The sequence below is a fragment of the Pseudomonas sp. St29 genome (genome assembly GCF_001547915.1).
Taxonomy (GTDB): Bacteria; Pseudomonadota; Gammaproteobacteria; order Pseudomonadales; family Pseudomonadaceae; genus Aquipseudomonas.
Map to the genome: position 1 here is coordinate 473,033 of NZ_AP014628.1, position 15,847 is coordinate 488,879.

General features: G+C 62.8%; 13 protein-coding genes. 3 read left to right on the top strand and 10 right to left on the bottom strand.

Annotation, left to right across the window (positions count from 1 at the left end; translation table 11 throughout):
* Positions 1 to 60: 60 nt before the first annotated feature.
* The 10 genes from PST29_RS02140 to PST29_RS02185 form a co-directional block, all read right to left on the bottom strand.
* Entirely contained in the window at positions 61 to 681 is a 621-nt protein-coding gene (locus tag PST29_RS02140) for a TetR/AcrR family transcriptional regulator (RefSeq protein ID WP_060842248.1), read from the bottom strand.
* 64 nt (positions 682 to 745) lie between these two features.
* Complete coding sequence (phaC, locus tag PST29_RS02145) at positions 746 to 2,428, bottom strand: class II poly(R)-hydroxyalkanoic acid synthase (protein ID WP_060842249.1); 1,683 nt, start codon at positions 2,426 to 2,428, stop codon at positions 746 to 748.
* Positions 2,429 to 2,536: 108 nt separating this feature from the next.
* On the bottom strand, positions 2,537 to 3,397 hold the full coding sequence (phaZ, locus tag PST29_RS02150; RefSeq protein WP_060837151.1) for a poly(3-hydroxyalkanoate) depolymerase: 861 nt from the start codon (positions 3,395 to 3,397) through the stop codon (positions 2,537 to 2,539).
* Positions 3,398 to 3,527: 130 nt separating this feature from the next.
* The gene (phaC, locus tag PST29_RS02155; protein WP_060842250.1) at positions 3,528 to 5,207 is read right to left on the bottom strand and encodes a class II poly(R)-hydroxyalkanoic acid synthase; all 1,680 of its coding nucleotides are present in this window, start codon (positions 5,205 to 5,207) and stop codon (positions 3,528 to 3,530) included.
* A 258-nt stretch (positions 5,208 to 5,465) separates the two neighbouring features.
* A complete protein-coding gene (locus PST29_RS02160) occupies positions 5,466 to 5,843 on the bottom strand; it encodes a gamma-butyrobetaine hydroxylase-like domain-containing protein (protein ID WP_016962743.1) in 378 nt (125 codons plus the stop codon).
* An 86-nt stretch (positions 5,844 to 5,929) separates the two neighbouring features.
* Positions 5,930 to 7,267: an ATP-dependent protease ATPase subunit HslU gene (gene hslU / locus PST29_RS02165; protein ID WP_060837153.1), complete on the bottom strand. Its 1,338-nt coding sequence runs from the start codon at positions 7,265 to 7,267 to the stop codon at positions 5,930 to 5,932.
* A 57-nt stretch (positions 7,268 to 7,324) separates the two neighbouring features.
* The gene (gene hslV / locus PST29_RS02170; protein WP_003186641.1) at positions 7,325 to 7,855 is read right to left on the bottom strand and encodes an ATP-dependent protease subunit HslV; all 531 of its coding nucleotides are present in this window, start codon (positions 7,853 to 7,855) and stop codon (positions 7,325 to 7,327) included.
* A 199-nt stretch (positions 7,856 to 8,054) separates the two neighbouring features.
* Positions 8,055 to 8,762 (bottom strand): SPOR domain-containing protein, encoded by a 708-nt coding sequence (locus PST29_RS02175; protein WP_016962745.1) that lies wholly within the window; start codon positions 8,760 to 8,762, stop codon positions 8,055 to 8,057.
* Position 8,763: 1 nt separating this feature from the next.
* Positions 8,764 to 10,500 carry an arginine--tRNA ligase gene (gene argS, locus PST29_RS02180; protein WP_060837154.1) on the bottom strand — a complete coding sequence of 579 codons (1,737 nt, stop codon included), beginning with the start codon at positions 10,498 to 10,500 and terminating at the stop codon, positions 8,764 to 8,766.
* A 210-nt stretch (positions 10,501 to 10,710) separates the two neighbouring features.
* On the bottom strand, positions 10,711 to 12,930 hold the full coding sequence (locus PST29_RS02185) for a primosomal protein N' (RefSeq protein WP_060837155.1): 2,220 nt from the start codon (positions 12,928 to 12,930) through the stop codon (positions 10,711 to 10,713).
* Positions 12,931 to 13,227: 297 nt separating this feature from the next.
* On the opposite strand from PST29_RS02185, the gene rpmE reads away from it, so the two are divergent.
* From rpmE to PST29_RS02200, 3 genes are all read left to right on the top strand, one after another.
* On the top strand, positions 13,228 to 13,449 hold the full coding sequence (gene rpmE / locus PST29_RS02190) for a 50S ribosomal protein L31 (RefSeq protein ID WP_016962748.1): 222 nt from the start codon (positions 13,228 to 13,230) through the stop codon (positions 13,447 to 13,449).
* Positions 13,450 to 13,490: 41 nt separating this feature from the next.
* Positions 13,491 to 14,270, top strand: a complete 780-nt coding sequence (locus tag PST29_RS02195; protein WP_060842251.1) for a thermonuclease family protein — start codon at positions 13,491 to 13,493, stop codon at positions 14,268 to 14,270.
* Positions 14,271 to 14,457: 187 nt separating this feature from the next.
* Positions 14,458 to 15,726: a malic enzyme-like NAD(P)-binding protein gene (locus PST29_RS02200; protein ID WP_060837157.1), complete on the top strand. Its 1,269-nt coding sequence runs from the start codon at positions 14,458 to 14,460 to the stop codon at positions 15,724 to 15,726.
* Positions 15,727 to 15,847: the final 121 nt, after the last annotated feature.

Genomic DNA, 15,847 nt, shown 5'->3' on the forward strand with positions numbered 1-15,847 from the left:
CCCGGCCTGTAAAGGCCGGGCGTTTTTTATTGGGCCGCGTTTGGTACTCGCCAGGCGCGCCTATGCCTGTTCTTCCAGGTAGCGCAACGCCATCTGTTCGGTGGCCAGCTTCGCCGGCGGCAACAGGTGCGGAGCTACCAGCATCATGATCTGGTAGACCACCAGGCGCACTTCCCCTTCGCGATCAAGAATCCGCTGGTAGTCCAGGGAAAACAGCAGGGTCAGGGTGATCTGTTCCACCAGTTGGCCCAGGGCCTGGGTCCCGCTGACCAGTTGTCCCTGGGTCTTGAGTCGGGCCAGTAACGAAGCCAGGGTGCGCTTGAGGGCGTTGAGCAGGTGGCGAATGCCCTTGGCCAGTTTCGGCAGGCGCCCCGCCAGGTTGGACAGATCCTGGAACAGGAAGCGGTAGTGGGCCAGGCGTTCGACAATCAGGTGCAGGAACAGCCAGTAGTCCTCCGGCGCCAGCCGGGCATCGGACGGTGGATCCAGCAGCGGAGTCAGCTCGTTCTGGAAACGTTCGAACAGGCCGAGCACCAGGGGCTCCTTGCCATGGAAGTGGTAGTAGAGGTTGCCGGGGCTGATGCCCATCTCATTGGCCACCTCCATGGTGGAGACATTGGGCTCGCCCTTCTGGTTGAACAGTTGCAGGGCACATTCGAGTATCCGGTCGCGGGTCTTCATCCTGACTTCTTGTTGGTCCATTGGCGGGCACGACTCCAGCATGGAGTCGTGGAGCAAAGTGTTTTCAGCGCACGCGCACGTAGGTGCCCGGAGCATCCTCCATGGGCGGATAGTTCTGATTGCCGAGGGTGGTCAGGGTTTCCCGCTGCGCTCCTGAGCGCTCCTGGACCCAGCTCAGCCACTGGCCCCACCAACTGCCGTCGACATGCTTGGCGTCGTAATACCAGGCTCGCGGATCGCTGCTGAGCTTGTGGTTTTCCACGTAGTTGGCCTTTGGGTTGCTCGGCGGATTGAGAATGCTCTGCACATGCCCGCTGTTGGACAGCACGAAGCGCCGCTCTCCGCCCAGCAGCAGGGTCGAGCGATACACCGCATCCCAGGGGGTGATGTGATCGTTGATACCGGCCACGCTGAAGCTGTCCACCGTGACCTTCTGCAGATCGATCGGAGTGCCGCAGACTTCGAGTCCGCCTTCGTGGCTCAGCGGGTTGTGCTTGAAAAAGTCCAGCAGGTCGCCGTGCAAGGCTGCGGGCAGGCGGGTGCTGTCGTTGTTCCAGTAGAGAATGTCGAAGACTGGCGGCTCCTTGCCCAGCAGGTAGTTGTTGACCCAGTAGTTCCAGATCAGGTCGTTGGGACGCATCCAGGCAAACACCTTGGCCATGTCGCGGCCATCGAGCACCCCATGCTGGTAGGAGCGACGCTTGGCCGCTTCCAGGGTTTTTTCATCGGCAAACAAGGTGGCCGGGCTGTCCAGCTGGCTGTCCAGCAGACTCACCAGGTAAGTGGCGCTGGCCACCCGGCGCAGCTGGCGCTTGGCCTGCAGGTGACCTTGCAGGGCGGCGATGGTCAGGCCGCCGGCGCAGGCACCTACCAGGTTGACTTCCCGACTGCCGGTGATGGCCCGGGCGACATTCAGTGCCTCTTCGGTAGCCTCTACGTAGCTCGACAGGCCCCACTCGCGATGGCGCACGTCCGGGTTGCGCCAGCTGATCATGAATACCTGCAGGCCGTTCTTCAGGGCGTACTGGACGAAGCTGTTGTGCGGGCTGAGGTCGAAGATGTAGTACTTGTTGATTTGCGGCGGCACGATCAGCAACGGCTTGGCGTACTGTTTTTCGCTCATGGGGCTGTACTGGATCAGTTCCAGCAGCTCGTTGCGAAACACCACCGAGCCTGGGGTCACGGCCAGGTTCTTGCCGATCTCGAAGGCGTGCTTGGTCACCTGGCTGGGCAGTCCGTTGTTGTGCAACAGGTCGTCCAGCAGGTTGCTGATGCCGCGCACCACGCTGTTGCCGCCGGTGTTGAAGATTTCCTTGAGGGCCAGGGGATTGAGCAGGGTGTTGGAGGGCGACACCGCGTCGTTGAGCAGGGAGAAGGCGAAGTGCGCCCGGGCCCGATCGTCCTCGTTCATGCCGCTGTCGTCGATCCAGTGCCGAACCTGCTTCTGCCAGCTGAGGTAGGCCTGCAAGCCTCGTTTGTAAAAGGGATTGAGGGTCCAGGCCGGGTCGGCGAAGCGGTTGTCCTTGGGGTTGGGTTTATGCAGGGTTTCCCCCAGCAGCACACGTCCCAGCTGGCCACCCAGGGCCAGGGTGTGGCGGGCGCTGTGCAACGGGTTGCGCAAACTGTGGGCCGCAATGCTGCGCAGTGTCGAGAGCAGATCCCGGCCGCGCAGACCGGTGATCGCGCTCTGTGCGTTGATGTAGGCCGCAGGGGCCGGAAGCGAACACTGTGCAGGCTTGTCTTGCATGAGTCAACACTCCTTCGTCAAACCACTAACAAGCAGACCAATCCAAGACAGACAACATAGTCGCTCCTGGCCTTTCTTGCGCGCGACGATCCTGTCGGCAGCGTTGTTTTATTTCGTTGGGTGCGATGGCAGTGGATGCGGGTGCATCACGGCGCGTTGTCGCTCTTCCTGGAGGAATTTCATGATGATCGGGGCGACGGCCTCGGCCCGGGTGATCAGGAACAGGTGACCGTCGTCGATGATGTGCAACTGCGCGTTGGGAATCCGCCAGGCCAGCATGCGCATGTTGATCAGGGGGATCAGCGGGTCATCGTCGCCGGCCAGCACCAGGGTCGGCTGGTGGATCTTGTGCAGCCAGTGGATGCTGGTCCAGCCCACTCCGGCGAACAGTTGCCAGTAGTAGCCCAGCTTGCCGGCCGAGCGGACCTTGGCTGCGTGTTCGGCGGCCAGGTTCGGATCGCGCCGGAAGGCACCGCCATAGATCAGCGGCGCGATGCGCATCACATGGGAAGGCTGCACGTAGCGCCGTGGACTGGCCATCATCCACAGCACCTTGGGCTTGCCGGGGACCATGAAGGCGCCGGCGGCGGTGGCCGCCAGTACCAGTTTCTTGCAGCGTTCGGGGTAGTCGTAGGCGAACTGCTGGGCCAGGGCTCCGCCCCAGGACACGCCCACGGCGTTGACCTGGCCGTAGTCCAGGTAATCGAGCATGCGGGCGGTCAGCTTGGCCAGGCCGGGAAAACGATAAGGCCGGCTTGGGGTCGAGGAGCCGCCCACGCCGGGGACGTCGAAGGCAATGACCTCCAGGTCCGGATCCAGGGCCTGGACAAAGGGAAAGACCAGCTCCAGGTTGGCGCCGATACCGTTGAAGATCAGCAGCGGCGTCAAGTGCGGCTTGCCGGGGCGTACCGCCGTGCGGATGGTCTGTCCATCCAGATCAACGGTGCGAAAGATGAAAGAGTGTGGCATGCCGTAGCCCTGTGAATTGAACCATGGGCAACGCCGTCCTGGGCGTCGTCCGGATTTTCCGAGGCCGGGCCTCGTACCAAGCATAGGGCGTGGCGACGCCTCCTGGCGTCGCATCGTTCAATGCCCGGACTCAGCGCTCGTGGACGTAGGTCCCTGGTGCGGCCTCGGCGGCGGCGTACTTTTTGTTGCCCAGCGTGCTGGGGGCCGCTTTCAGTTCGCCGGAACGCTCCGCCTGCCAGGCTTGCCAGTGCAGCCACCAGGAATCGGTGTGCTTGATCGAGTTTTCCTGCCATTGATCGGGGCAGACCGGGATCTCGGTGCTGGTCATGTAGCGCGCCTTGGGATTGCCCGGCGGATTCAGGATGCTCTGGATATGCCCGCTGCTGGACAGCACGAACTCCACGTTGCCGCCAAACAGTTGCGCCGACTTGTAGCAGGACTTCCACGGGGTGATGTGATCGTTGGTGCCGGCCAGGGAAAAGATATCGGCGGTCACCTGTTTCAGGTCGATGGGTGTGCCGCACACTTCCAGTGCATTGGGGCGCACCAGGGGATTGTTTTTGAACATCTCGATCAGGTCGCCATGGAACGCTGCGGGCAGGCGGGTGGTGTCGTTGTTCCAGAACAGGATGTCGAACACCGGTGGTTCGTTGCCCAGCAGGTAGTTGTTGACCCAGTAGTTCCAGATCAGGTCGTTGGGGCGCATCCAGGCAAACACCTTGGCCATGTCGCGACCTTCGAGCACACCGGCCTGGTAGGAATGGCGCTTGGCCGCTTCCAGGGTCTGCTCGTCGACGAACAGCGCCACCTGGGTATCCAGGGTGGTGTCGAGGACGCTGACCAGCAGGGTCAGGGCATTGACCTTCTTTTCTCCGAGCGCGGCGTAGTGGCCCAGCAGCGCGGTACAGGTGATACCGCCGGAGCAGGCCCCGAGCATGTTCACATCCTTGCTGCCGGTGATGGCGGTGACCACGTCGACCGCCTCCTTCAGGGCCTCGATGTAGGTCGACAGGCCCCATTCCCGTTGTGCCTTGGTGGGGTTGCGCCAGCTGACAATGAAGGTCTGCACGTTGTTGCGCAGGCAGAAGCGCGCCAGGCTCTTGTCCGGGCTGAGGTCGAAGACGTAGAACTTGTTGATCTGGGGCGGCACCACCAGCAGCGGCCGCTCATACACCTGTTCGGTGATCGGCCGGTACTGGATCAGCTCCAGCACATCGTTGCGGAACACCACCGAACCTTCGCTGGTGCCGAGGTTCTTGCCCACTTCAAAGGCGTCCATGTTGACCTGGCTGGGCATGCCGCCGTTCTGCACCAGGTCCTTGGCCAGATGGGACAGGCCGTCCAGCAGGCTCTTGCCGCCGGTTTCGAAGAAGCGCTTGACCGCTGCGGGGTTGGCCATGCTGTTGGTCGGGGCCATGGCTTCGGTCATCAGGTTGATCACGAAGTGGCCGCGGCTGATGTCCTGATCGGACAGGTTGCTGTCGCCGATCCACTCGTGGAGCTCCTTGCGCCACGCCAGGTAGGTTTGCAGATAGCGTTTGTACAGCGGGTTCTGGCTCCAGGCCGGATCGTTGAAGCGACGGTCGTCGCTCTCCGGTTGCAGGGTCGATTTGCCGAATATCACGTTCTTCAGCTCAAGGCCGAAATGGGCGACATGCTTGACGCTGTGGATGGGTTGTTTAATGGCCTGGGTGAGCACCATTCGAGCAGAGGTAAGCAGATCCTTTCTACGCAAGCCGATGACCGGATTGAGCCCCAGTGTGTTTTCCGAGGCTTGGCGTTTCAGGTCATCGATATTCTTGTTACTCATCTACGACGCTCCATTGTCCTGAGACGAGTACCGGACCTGCTGTGCAGTCACACAGCACGATGCCAGGTACTACTGCTCGGGTGACCGTTGATTGCGTACCGCTGCTTTAAAAGTGCAGAGAACTCTGCAGGGAACTTGCCAGTTCCATTGGTTACCCGAGTTTAATTTTTTTCGCAAGCAGGCCATTCATTGGCCATACAGCCCAGCATTCAAACAGATGGAATTAGAAAATGCCCTCTAAACAGCCGGAGGCTCGGACTAGAGCATCAGCTTGATTATCGACTCATTCGGATCGCGGGATTTTCCGGCGGCTTTGAGCTCTGCCAGATAATCGCTCCACAGTTCGTCCTGACGCAGAGCCAACTGATACAGGTAGTCCCAGGTGAACAGTCCACTGTCATGGCCGTCGTCGAAGGTCAATTTCAGTGCGTACTGGCCAGCCGGTTCAACCTTGCTCAGGCCCACGCCGAGCTTGCCGAACTGCAGGATGGGTTTGCCGTGGCCCTGGACCTCGGCGGAGGGGGAGTGCACCCGCAGGAACTCTGCAGGCAAGTGATAGACCTCGTCCGGCCCGTAGGTCAGGGTCAGGGTTTTCGAGGCTTTGTGCAGGTTGATGCCAGAGGGGAGTTTAGTCATGAGGGCAGCTTAAAGCTGCAAGCTACAAGCTACAAGATGACCGCGATCAACTTGCAGCTTGAGGCTTGAGGCTTGAAGCTTGTCGCTTAGAGGATATAGCGGGACAGATCTTCGTTCTGCGCCAATTCGCCCAGGTGGCTGTTGACGTAGGCCGCGTCGATGCGGATCGGCTCTTCGCTGTGGGCGCTGGCCAGGTCGCCGGCGCTGAACGACACCTCTTCCAGCAGGCGCTCGAGCAGGGTGTGCAGGCGACGGGCACCGATGTTCTCGGTCTTCTCGTTGACCTGCCAGGCAATCTCCGCCAGGCGCTTGATGCCTTCAGGCAGAAACTCGATGTTCAGGCCTTCGGTCTTGAGCAGCTCACGGTATTGCTCGGTCAGCGAAGCGTGAGGCTCGCTGAGGATGCGCTCGAAATCTTCCGGCGACAGGGCCTTGAGTTCGACGCGGATCGGCAGGCGCCCTTGCAGCTCCGGAACCAGGTCGCTGGGCTTGCTCAGGTGGAAGGCACCGGAAGCGATGAACAGGATGTGGTCGGTCTTGACCATACCCAGCTTGGTGTTGACGGTGCAGCCTTCGATCAGGGGCAGCAGGTCGCGTTGCACGCCTTCGCGGGACACATCGACGCCGCCGGAGTTGCCGCGCTTGGCCACTTTGTCGATTTCGTCGATGAACACGATGCCGTGTTGCTCGACCGCTTCCAGGGCCTTGGTCTTCAACTCTTCGTCGTTGACCAGGCGGCTGGCCTCTTCATCCCGTACCAGCTTCAGCGCTTCCTTGACCTTGAGCTTGCGGCTCTTGCGCTTGCCCTTGCCCATGTTGGCGAACAGGTTCTGCAGCTGGTTGGTCATTTCTTCCATGCCCGGTGGCGCGGAGATGTCGACGCCGGTGACTTCCGCCACTTCGATCTCGATCTCCTTGTCGTCCAGCTGGCCTTCGCGCAGGCGCTTGCGGAACAGCTGGCGGGTGTTGGAGTCCTGGGCCGGCGCTTCATCGCTGCTGAAGCCCATGCGGGCCGGTGGCAGCAGAGCGTCGAGGATGCGCTCTTCGGCGGCGTCTTCGGCGCGGTGGCGAACCCGGATCATCTCCTGTTCGCGGAACATCTTGATCGCCGCATCGGCCAGGTCACGAATGATCGATTCGACGTCGCGACCGACATAACCGACTTCGGTGAACTTGGTGGCTTCGACCTTGATGAACGGTGCATTGGCCAGCTTGGCCAGGCGGCGGGCGATTTCGGTCTTGCCGACACCGGTGGGGCCGATCATCAGGATGTTCTTGGGCGTCACTTCAACGCGCAGTTCGGCCGGCAGTTGCATCCGGCGCCAGCGGTTGCGCAGGGCGATAGCGACGGCGCGCTTGGCATCGTCCTGGCCGATGATGTGGCGGTTGAGTTCGTGGACGATTTCGCGGGGTGTCATGGACATAGTAATTGGCGGTCCTCAAGCAAGAATGAATGCCGTGGCGCGAGCGCCGCAACAGGCTTATTCCGCGAGATCCTGCTCCTCGATGGTTTGAGTGTGGTTGGTGAATACGCAGATGTCGCCGGCGATGCCCAGGGCCGTCTCGACGATTTCGCGAGCCGACAGGTCGGTCTTTTTCAGCAGGGCGCTGGCTGCGGCCTGGGCGTAGGCGCCACCGGAACCCATGGCGATCAGGCCGTCCTCCGGCTCCACCACGTCACCGTTGCCGGTGATGATCAGGGAGGCGTCCTTGTTGGCCACGGCCAGCATGGCTTCCAGGCGGCTCAGGGAGCGATCGGTACGCCATTCCTTGGCCAGCTCGACAGCGGCGCGCACCAGATGGCCCTGGTGTTTCTCCAGTTGGCCTTCAAAGCGCTCGAACAGGGTGAAGGCGTCGGCGGTGGCCCCAGCAAAGCCGGCGATGACCTGGCCGTGGTACAGGCGGCGGACTTTTTTCGCGTTGCCTTTCATCACGGTGTTGCCGAGAGAAACCTGGCCGTCGCCGCCCATGACGACTTTGCCGTGGCGGCGGACTGAAACGATGGTGGTCAAGGGGGGAGTCTCCACACAGCGGGGCGAAAGTGCCCTGATGGAAACTCATATGGGGGTGGCTGGGAGTTTTTCAACCGGAGGCTGTAGCGGGGGACCAGCGGTCTTTGTTGCAAGCTGCAAGCGCTTCGCGGGCAAGCCCGCTCCTACGAGGCGTCGTGTAGGAGTGGGCTGGGCCGCGATCAATCGCGTAGCGGTCGGCTTAACGGCTCTGGCGCTGTTGTAACAGCAGATTGCTAAAGCCGGCGCCGGCCAGTTGTTTCTGCGCCACGGTCAGCTGTTCGCGGTTGCTGAACGGGCCCACCAATACCCGGTACCAGGTTTCATCCTTCACCGTGCCGGATTCCACCGCCACCGACTGGCCCAGCAGGATGATCTGCGCTCGTACCTTGTCGGCATCGGCTTGCTTGCGGAACGAGCCGGCCTGGAGGAAGAACTTGGTCACCGGCGCCGCCTTGGCCACCGGTGGCGCCGGCGGTGGGGTGATGCCGGCCAGGGCCGCCTGGGCCCGGGCGGTGTCGATCTTCGCGGCTTCCGCCGGGGTGACCGGGGTGGTCGGCACCGGCGGCACTTGAGGCGTCGGCAGGGTTTTCTCCGGCACCGCTTCCGGCGGCACTATGACCTCCGATTCCGGCAGCAGGGTATAGAAGTCGTACTTCGGCTTCACCGGTTGCTGCGGGCTCGGCGGGGTCTTGTTGGCCTCGGCGATCTTGCTGGCTTTCTGCTGTTCGATCTTCTCGCGCTTGACGCTGTCGCCGCCCTTGCCGGGTTCGAGCTTCATCAGGAACACGATGAAGGCGCCGATGGTCAGGCCGATGGCCAGCCACAACCAGCCCGGGATCGGCTTCTTGGCCGGGGCCTGGTAGCGGCTGGCGCCACGCTTGGGTGCAGGTTTTTTCTTGGCAGCCAACTTACATTTGCTCCAGGACTTTGAGGCCCAGCAGTTCCAGACCTTGCTTGAGGGTGCGGCGGGTCAGCTCGGTGAGGCGCAGGCGGCTGTGCATCTGCGTCGGAGTCTCGGCCGCCAGGATCGGGCAGTTCTCGTAGAAGCTGGAGAACAGACCGGCCACGTCGTACAGGTAGGTGCAGAGGATGTGCGGGGTGCCCTTGTCGGCGACGTTGTTGAGGATCTCGCCGAACTGCGCCAGCTTGGCCGCCAGCTCCAGTTCCTGGGCTGCGTGCAGTTCGATCTGGCCGCCGACTTCGCTGAAGTCCTTGCCCAGCTTGCGGAACACGCCGGCGGCACGGGTATAGGCGTACAGCAGGTACGGCGCGGTGTTGCCTTCGAAGTTGAGCATCAGGTCGAAGTTGAAGCTGTAGTCGCTGGTACGGTGCTTGGACAGGTCGGCGTATTTCACCGAATCGATGCCCACCACCTTGGCAATGCCGCGCAGATCGGCTTCCGGCAGTTGCGGGTTTTTCTCTTTGACCAGGGCGTAGGCGCGTTCCTCGGCTTCGGTCAGCAGGTCGATGAGCTTCACGGTGCCGCCGTCGCGGGTCTTGAACGGACGGCCGTCGGCGCCGTTCATGGTGCCGAAGCCCATGTGTTCCATCTCCATCGGATGGGTCACGAAGCCGGCCTTGCGGGCCACGGCGAACACTTGCTGGAAGTGCAGGGCCTGGCGCTGGTCGACGAAGTACAGGGCGCGATCGGCCTTGAGCTTGCCACTGCGGTAGCGCACGGCGGCCAGGTCGGTGGTGGCGTACAGGTAGCCGCCGTCGGCCTTGACGATGATCACCGGCAGCGGCTCGCCTTCGGCATTCTTGAACTCGTCGAGGAACACGCACTGGGCGCCGTTGCTCTCCACCAGCATGCCCTGGGCCTTGAGGTCGTTGACCACGTTGATCAGGTCATCGTTGTAGGCGCTCTCGCCCATGACGTCGGCCATGGTCAGCTTGACGTTGAGCAGCTCGTAGATCTTCTGGCAGTGGGACAGGGAGATGTCCTTGAACTTGGTCCACAGCTCCAGGCAATCCGGGTCGCCGGCTTGCAGCTTGACCACCAGGCCGCGGGCGCGGTCGGCAAAGGCTTCGGATTCGTCGAAGCGCTGCTTGGCGGCGCGGTAGAAGTTCTCCAGGTCCGACAGCTCATCGCTGGTGATCGGGTTCTCTTCCAGGTACGCCATCAGCATGCCGAACTGGGTGCCCCAGTCGCCGACATGGTTCTGACGGATCACGGTGTCGCCGAGGAACTCCAGGACCCGTGCCACGCCGTCACCGATGATGGTGGAGCGCAGGTGGCCGACGTGCATTTCCTTGGCCAGGTTGGGGGCCGACATGTCGATCACGGTGCGCTGCGCCGGGCCGGCCTTGCGCACGCCCAGGTGCTCGTCGCCGAGGGCGGCGTCCAGGCGCGCGGCCAGGGCCTGGGTGTTCTGGAAGAAGTTGATGAAGCCCGGGCCGGCGATTTCCGCCTTGCTCAGGTCCTCATGGGCCGGCAGCGCGGCGATGATTTTTTCTGCCAGGTCGCGGGGCTTCATGCCGGCGGGCTTGGCCAGCATCATGGCGATATTGCTGGCGAAGTCGCCGTGGGTCTTGTCGCGGGTGTTTTCGACCTGGATCGCCGGCGTCAGGCCTTCTGGCAACACACCTTCGGCGACGAGTTGGGTGATGGCTTGCTGGATGAGCTGGCGAATGGTGTCTTTCATGGTCTTCTCGTTCGACCGCTGGCGCGGCGGCGCGTTGGTGCGCGGGTGGAAAAACTGGGCATTATCCGTTGCTGGAACGGCCTTGCCAACTATAGAGGGCTGCTTGGGGATCGGTGGCGGCATTCGAGTGCCTTCGCCGGCAAGCCTGCTCCTGCGGGTTTGATGCAGCCCATTGTAGGAGCGGGCTTGCCCGCGAAAACGCGATATCGATCAATACAAATCCACCGGGTCCACATCCAGCGACCAGCGGACCTGGCGTCCGCTGGGCATCTGCTCCAGCACCAGCAACCAGCTGCTCAGCAGTCGATGCAGCGGTGCCCGGGCATTGGCTTGCAGCAGCAACTGCGCACGATAACGCCCGGCGCGCCGCTCCATCGGCGCCGGAACCGGCCCCAGCAACTCGATGCCCCCCAGGTTCTGTTCCGCCAGCAGGCGCTCGGCCTCGCTGCACGCCTCATCGAGAAAACCTTCGGCCTGCCCCGGCTTGTGGGCCTCGGCCCGCAGCAGGGCCAGATGGGCGAAGGGCGGCAGGCCGGCGGCGCGGCGCTCGCTCAGGGCCTGTTCGGCGAAGGCGAAGTAACCCTGCTCGGTCAGTTGCACCAGCAGCGGGTGGTCGGCGAGGTGGGTCTGGATGATCACCTTGCCCGGTTCTTCGGCACGCCCGGCGCGCCCGGCGACCTGGACGATCAGTTGCGCCATGCGCTCGCTGGCGCGGAAGTCCCCGGAAAACAGGCCGCCGTCGGCGTCGAGGATCGACACCAGGGTGACCCGGGGGAAGTGATGCCCCTTGGCCAGCATCTGGGTGCCCACCAGGATGCACGGATGCCCCTTCTGGATGGTGGCGAACAGCTGGTTCATCGCGTCCTTGCGCGAGGTGCTGTCGCGGTCCACCCGTAGTACCGGGTAGTCGGGAAACAGGATGCCCAGGCGTTCTTCCGCGCGCTCGGTGCCGGCGCCCACGGGGCGCAGATCGACCTTGCCGCATTGCGGGCAGTGCCGGGGCACTCGCTCCACATGGCCGCAATGGTGACAACGCAGTTCGCCGGAGCGCTGGTGCACGGTCATGCGGGCGTCGCAGCGCTGGCATTCGGACATCCAGCCGCAGTCGTGGCAGAGCAGGGTCGGGGCGAAACCGCGGCGGTTGAGGAATACCAGGACTTGCTGGCCGGCGGCCAGGGTCTGGCCGATGGCCTGCTGCATGGGGCCGGAAATGCCGCTGTCCAGAGGGCGGCTCTTCACATCCAGGCGCAGGAAGCGCGGTTGCTTGGCGCCGCCGGCGCGCTCGTTCAGGCGCAGCAGGCCATAGCGGCCGGTGTAGGCGTTGTGCAGGCTTTCCAGGGACGGTGTGGCCGAGCCCAGGACAATGGGGATGTCTTCCTGGCGGGCGCGCACCAGGGCCAGGTCGCGGGCATGGTAGCGCAGGCCTTCCTGCTGCTTATAAGAGCCGTCGTGCTCTTCATCGATGATGATCAGCCCGGGGTTCTTCATCGGCGTGAACAGCGCCGATCGGGTGCCGATGATGATGTCGGCTTCGCCATCTCGGGCGGCGAGCCAGGCATCCAGGCGTTCGCGGTCATTGACCGCCGAGTGCAGCAGGGCGATGCGGGCGTTGAAGCGCTGTTCGAAGCGCGCCAGGGTTTGGGGCCCCAGGTTGATCTCCGGGATCAGCACCAGGGCCTGTTTGCCGGCTTCGAGGGTTTCGCGGATCAACTGCAGGTAGACCTCGGTCTTGCCGCTGCCAGTGACCCCGGCCAGAAGAAAGGCGTGATAGCTGTCGAACCCGGCGCGGATCGCTTCGTAGGCGGCGCGCTGCTCGCTGTTGAGCGGCAGCTCGGGCTGGGCCAGCCAGTGTTCATGGCGCACGCCTGGCGCGTGCTTGCGCACTTCTACCTGCACCAGATCCTTGGCCAGCAACAGGTCCAGGCTGTCCTTGCTCAGCATCAGCTTGCTCAGCAGAGCGTGGGGCACGCCATGGGGGTGTTGGGCCAGGGTGGCCAGTGCTTCGCGCTGACGCGGGGCGCGGGCGATGCGCGGGTCATCCAGGCGGGCGCCGGGGGCTATCGACCAGAAACGTTCCTGACGGGCCTCGGCCAGCTCGCCCTGGCGCAGCAGCACCGGCAAGGCCCAGCTCAGGGTGTCGCCGAGGCTGTGCTGATAGTACTGGGCGGTCCACAGGCACAGCTTGAACAGGGCCGGGGGCAGCGGTGGCGTGGGGTCCAGCAGGGCCAGGGCCGGCTTGAGCTTGTCGGCCGGCACTTCACTGTGATCCGCCACTTCCACCAGGATGCCGATCATTTCCCGGCGACCGAAGGGCACTCGCAGGCGCATCCCCGGATGCAGCTGGGCGCGCAGCACACCGGCCGGGGCACGGTAGTCGAAGAGGCGGCGCAGAGGCGAAGGCAGGGCGAGGCGCAGAATGGCGTCGGGCACGCGGGACAATCTCGATGAGCGGACGGTAAATAGGCTCCGGAGCCTAACAGACGAGCCGTGGGGTGTCCTGTATAAGCGTGCGTGCTCCCCGGTCTGCGGAGGTTTTGCCGCGGCCGAGCAGGCACCTCAGTGCCGTGCGTGGCAAAGCCGGGGCTGTCAAGGTTGCGCCGGCTTTTTCTGATGGGGGTACTCAGGATCTCTTGCGCGTTTGACGCGGTCTGGTAGAATCCGCGCCCTAATTCGTGCGGTATTCAACAATAGTGTTGGGTGGCGGCACGCTAGCCTGAGGAATACACCATGAAAGCCGATATCCATCCAGTATACGAAGCCGTTACCGCTACCTGCAGCTGCGGTAACGTCATCGAAACTCGCTCCACCCTGGCCAAGCCTCTGAGCCTGGACGTGTGCAACGAGTGCCACCCGTTCTACACCGGTAAGCAAAAGACTCTGGACGTTGGCGGTCGTGTCGACAAGTTCAAGTCGCGCTTCGGTGCTTTCGGCGCAACGAAAAAGGCCTGAGGCTGATCGTTCTGGAAAGCCGATACCGACTTTCCTCGCTGATGAAAAAGGCGTCCCATGTGGGCGCCTTTTTTGTGTCCGCGATTTGGCTGACCGCCGCCCAGGCGTTTTGCCCGGCCCCCGAGGGGCTGATTCCTGCAACGGTCCAGCGGGTGGTGGATGGCGATACCCTGCATCTCAAGGATGGTCGCAGCGTGCGCATGATCGGCCTCAATGCGCCGGAGCTGGCCAGTCGGGGGCGCCCGGCCGAGCCATTTGCGGTGGCGGCGCGGCAACGTTTGCAGCGCCTGGTGGCGCAGAGCGGTGGTCGGGTCGGCTTGTTGCCCGGACTCGAGCGGCTCGATCGCCATGGGCGGACGCTGGCCCATGTCTACGACGTCAGCGGAACCAATCTGGAAGCCCGGTTGATTGCCGAAGGGCTTGCCTATCAGATCGCCATCGTGCCGAACGTCGCTCTGGTCGCTTGTCAGCAGGCTGCGGAAAACCACGCGCGTCGAGCGGGGCTGGGCCTCTGGCGCCGTTCAGCTGTACTGAAAGCGGAGCAGATCCGCCGTTCCGGCTTTGTCGTGCTCGAGGGGCGTGTGAGCAAGGTCGAACGCAATCGTGGCGGGGTTTGGATCACATTGCGCGGTGCAGTTGTATTGCGTATTGCACCCAATGTTCTGGGACGTTTCGATCGTCAGTGGCTCAAGGGGCTTTCCGGGCGGCGGATCGAGGCTCGGGGCTGGGTGCTGGCACGTTCGCGTTCCGGCGGTTTTAGGTCGAGCGGGGCAGGCTGGATGTTGTCGCTGACTGACGTTTCCATGCTCAGACTTCTCTGATAAAGAAAAATTGTAGACATTTTTTAATTGGATTGTGAACAGTTGAAAGCCTTGTACCCCGTGGCTCTTGGCCCAAAGTCGTACGCTACGGGCCTTGACAGGGGTGACTGGGCAGTCTTGTAGGGACTATGCGACACGCGTATCCTCGGCGGTCCGTCTGTCCAACAGTAAAAAGCGGAATGCCCACATGTCTGATTTGAAAACTGCCGCTCTCGAATATCATGCCAATCCTCGTCCAGGAAAGCTGAGTGTCGAGCTCACCAAGGCCACTGCTACCGCTCGTGATCTGGCGCTGGCCTACAGCCCCGGCGTAGCCGAGCCGGTACGCGAAATCGCTCGCGATCCGGAACTGGCCTACAAGTACACCGGCAAAGGCAACCTGGTTGCCGTCATTTCCGATGGCACCGCGATTCTCGGCCTGGGCAACCTCGGCCCACTGGCCTCCAAGCCGGTGATGGAAGGCAAGGGCGTGCTGTTCAAGCGTTTCGCCGGCATCGATGTATTCGACATCGAAGTCGATTCCGAAAGTCCGCAGGCTTTCATCGACACCGTCAAGCGTATCTCCATCACCTTCGGTGGCATCAACCTGGAAGACATCAAGGCGCCAGAGTGCTTTGAGATCGAACGTGCTCTGATCGAGCAGTGCGACATTCCGGTGTTCCACGATGACCAGCACGGCACCGCGATCGTGACCGCTGCCGGCATGATCAACGCCCTGGAAATCGCTGGCAAAACCCTGGCCGATGCCAAGATCGTCTGCCTGGGCGCCGGTGCGGCCGCCATCTCCTGCATGAAACTGCTGGTGAGCATGGGCGCACAGATCGAGAACATCTTCATGGTTGACCGTACCGGCGTTATCCACGCTGGCCGTGACGACCTGAATCAGTACAAGGCAGTCTTCGCCCACACCACCGACAAGCGCACCCTGGCCGACGCCCTGCAAGGCGCCGACGTGTTCGTCGGTCTGTCCGGTCCGAACCTGCTGAGCGCTGAAGGCCTGAAGTCGATGGCGCCGAACCCGATCGTGTTCGCCTGCTCGAACCCGGATCCGGAAATCGCTCCAGAGCTGGCTCACGCCACCCGTGACGACGTGATCATGGCCACCGGCCGTTCCGACTACCCGAACCAGGTGAACAACGTGCTGGGCTTCCCGTTCATCTTCCGTGGTGCCCTGGACGTTCGCGCCAAGCGCATCAACGAAGAAATGAAGATCGCCGCGGCCAACGCCCTGCGTGAACTGGCCAAGCTGCCAGTGCCTCAGGAAGTGTGCGACGCCTACGGTGGCATCAAGCTGGAATTCGGTCGTGAGTACATCATTCCGAAGCCGATGGATGCCCGTCTGATCACCGTGATCTCCGATGCCGTGGCCAAGGCCGCTATCGAGACCGGCGTGGCGACCCTGCCGTATCCGAAGAACTACCCGCTCAAGAGCGTGGACGATGTGTTCAACGGCTAACAGCCGCCCATAAAAAAACCCGGCCATCGAGCCGGGTTTTTTTATGGGCAGGCAATCAGCGGCTAGTTGCAAGTTTCCAGCTGCAAGAGCGGGGCGCGCTCTTGCTTGCCGCCGATCACTT

Excerpts from the sequence above, each read along its gene's own strand:
- hslU (WP_060837153.1), bottom strand. The coding sequence starts at position 7,267 with ATGTCCATGACACCCCGCGAAATCGTCCACGAACTCAACCGCCACATC.
- rpmE (WP_016962748.1), top strand. The coding sequence starts at position 13,228 with ATGAAAGCCGATATCCATCCAGTATACGAAGCCGTTACCGCTACCTGC.
- argS (WP_060837154.1), bottom strand. The coding sequence starts at position 10,500 with ATGAAAGACACCATTCGCCAGCTCATCCAGCAAGCCATCACCCAACTC.
- PST29_RS02160 (WP_016962743.1), bottom strand. The coding sequence starts at position 5,843 with ATGACTAAACTCCCCTCTGGCATCAACCTGCACAAAGCCTCGAAAACC.
- phaC (WP_060842250.1), bottom strand. The coding sequence starts at position 5,207 with ATGAGTAACAAGAATATCGATGACCTGAAACGCCAAGCCTCGGAAAAC.
- phaZ (WP_060837151.1), bottom strand. The coding sequence starts at position 3,397 with ATGCCACACTCTTTCATCTTTCGCACCGTTGATCTGGATGGACAGACC.
- PST29_RS02195 (WP_060842251.1), top strand. The coding sequence starts at position 13,491 with ATGAAAAAGGCGTCCCATGTGGGCGCCTTTTTTGTGTCCGCGATTTGG.
- PST29_RS02140 (WP_060842248.1), bottom strand. The coding sequence starts at position 681 with ATGAAGACCCGCGACCGGATACTCGAATGTGCCCTGCAACTGTTCAAC.
- phaC (WP_060842249.1), bottom strand. The coding sequence starts at position 2,428 with ATGCAAGACAAGCCTGCACAGTGTTCGCTTCCGGCCCCTGCGGCCTAC.
- PST29_RS02200 (WP_060837157.1), top strand. The coding sequence starts at position 14,458 with ATGTCTGATTTGAAAACTGCCGCTCTCGAATATCATGCCAATCCTCGT.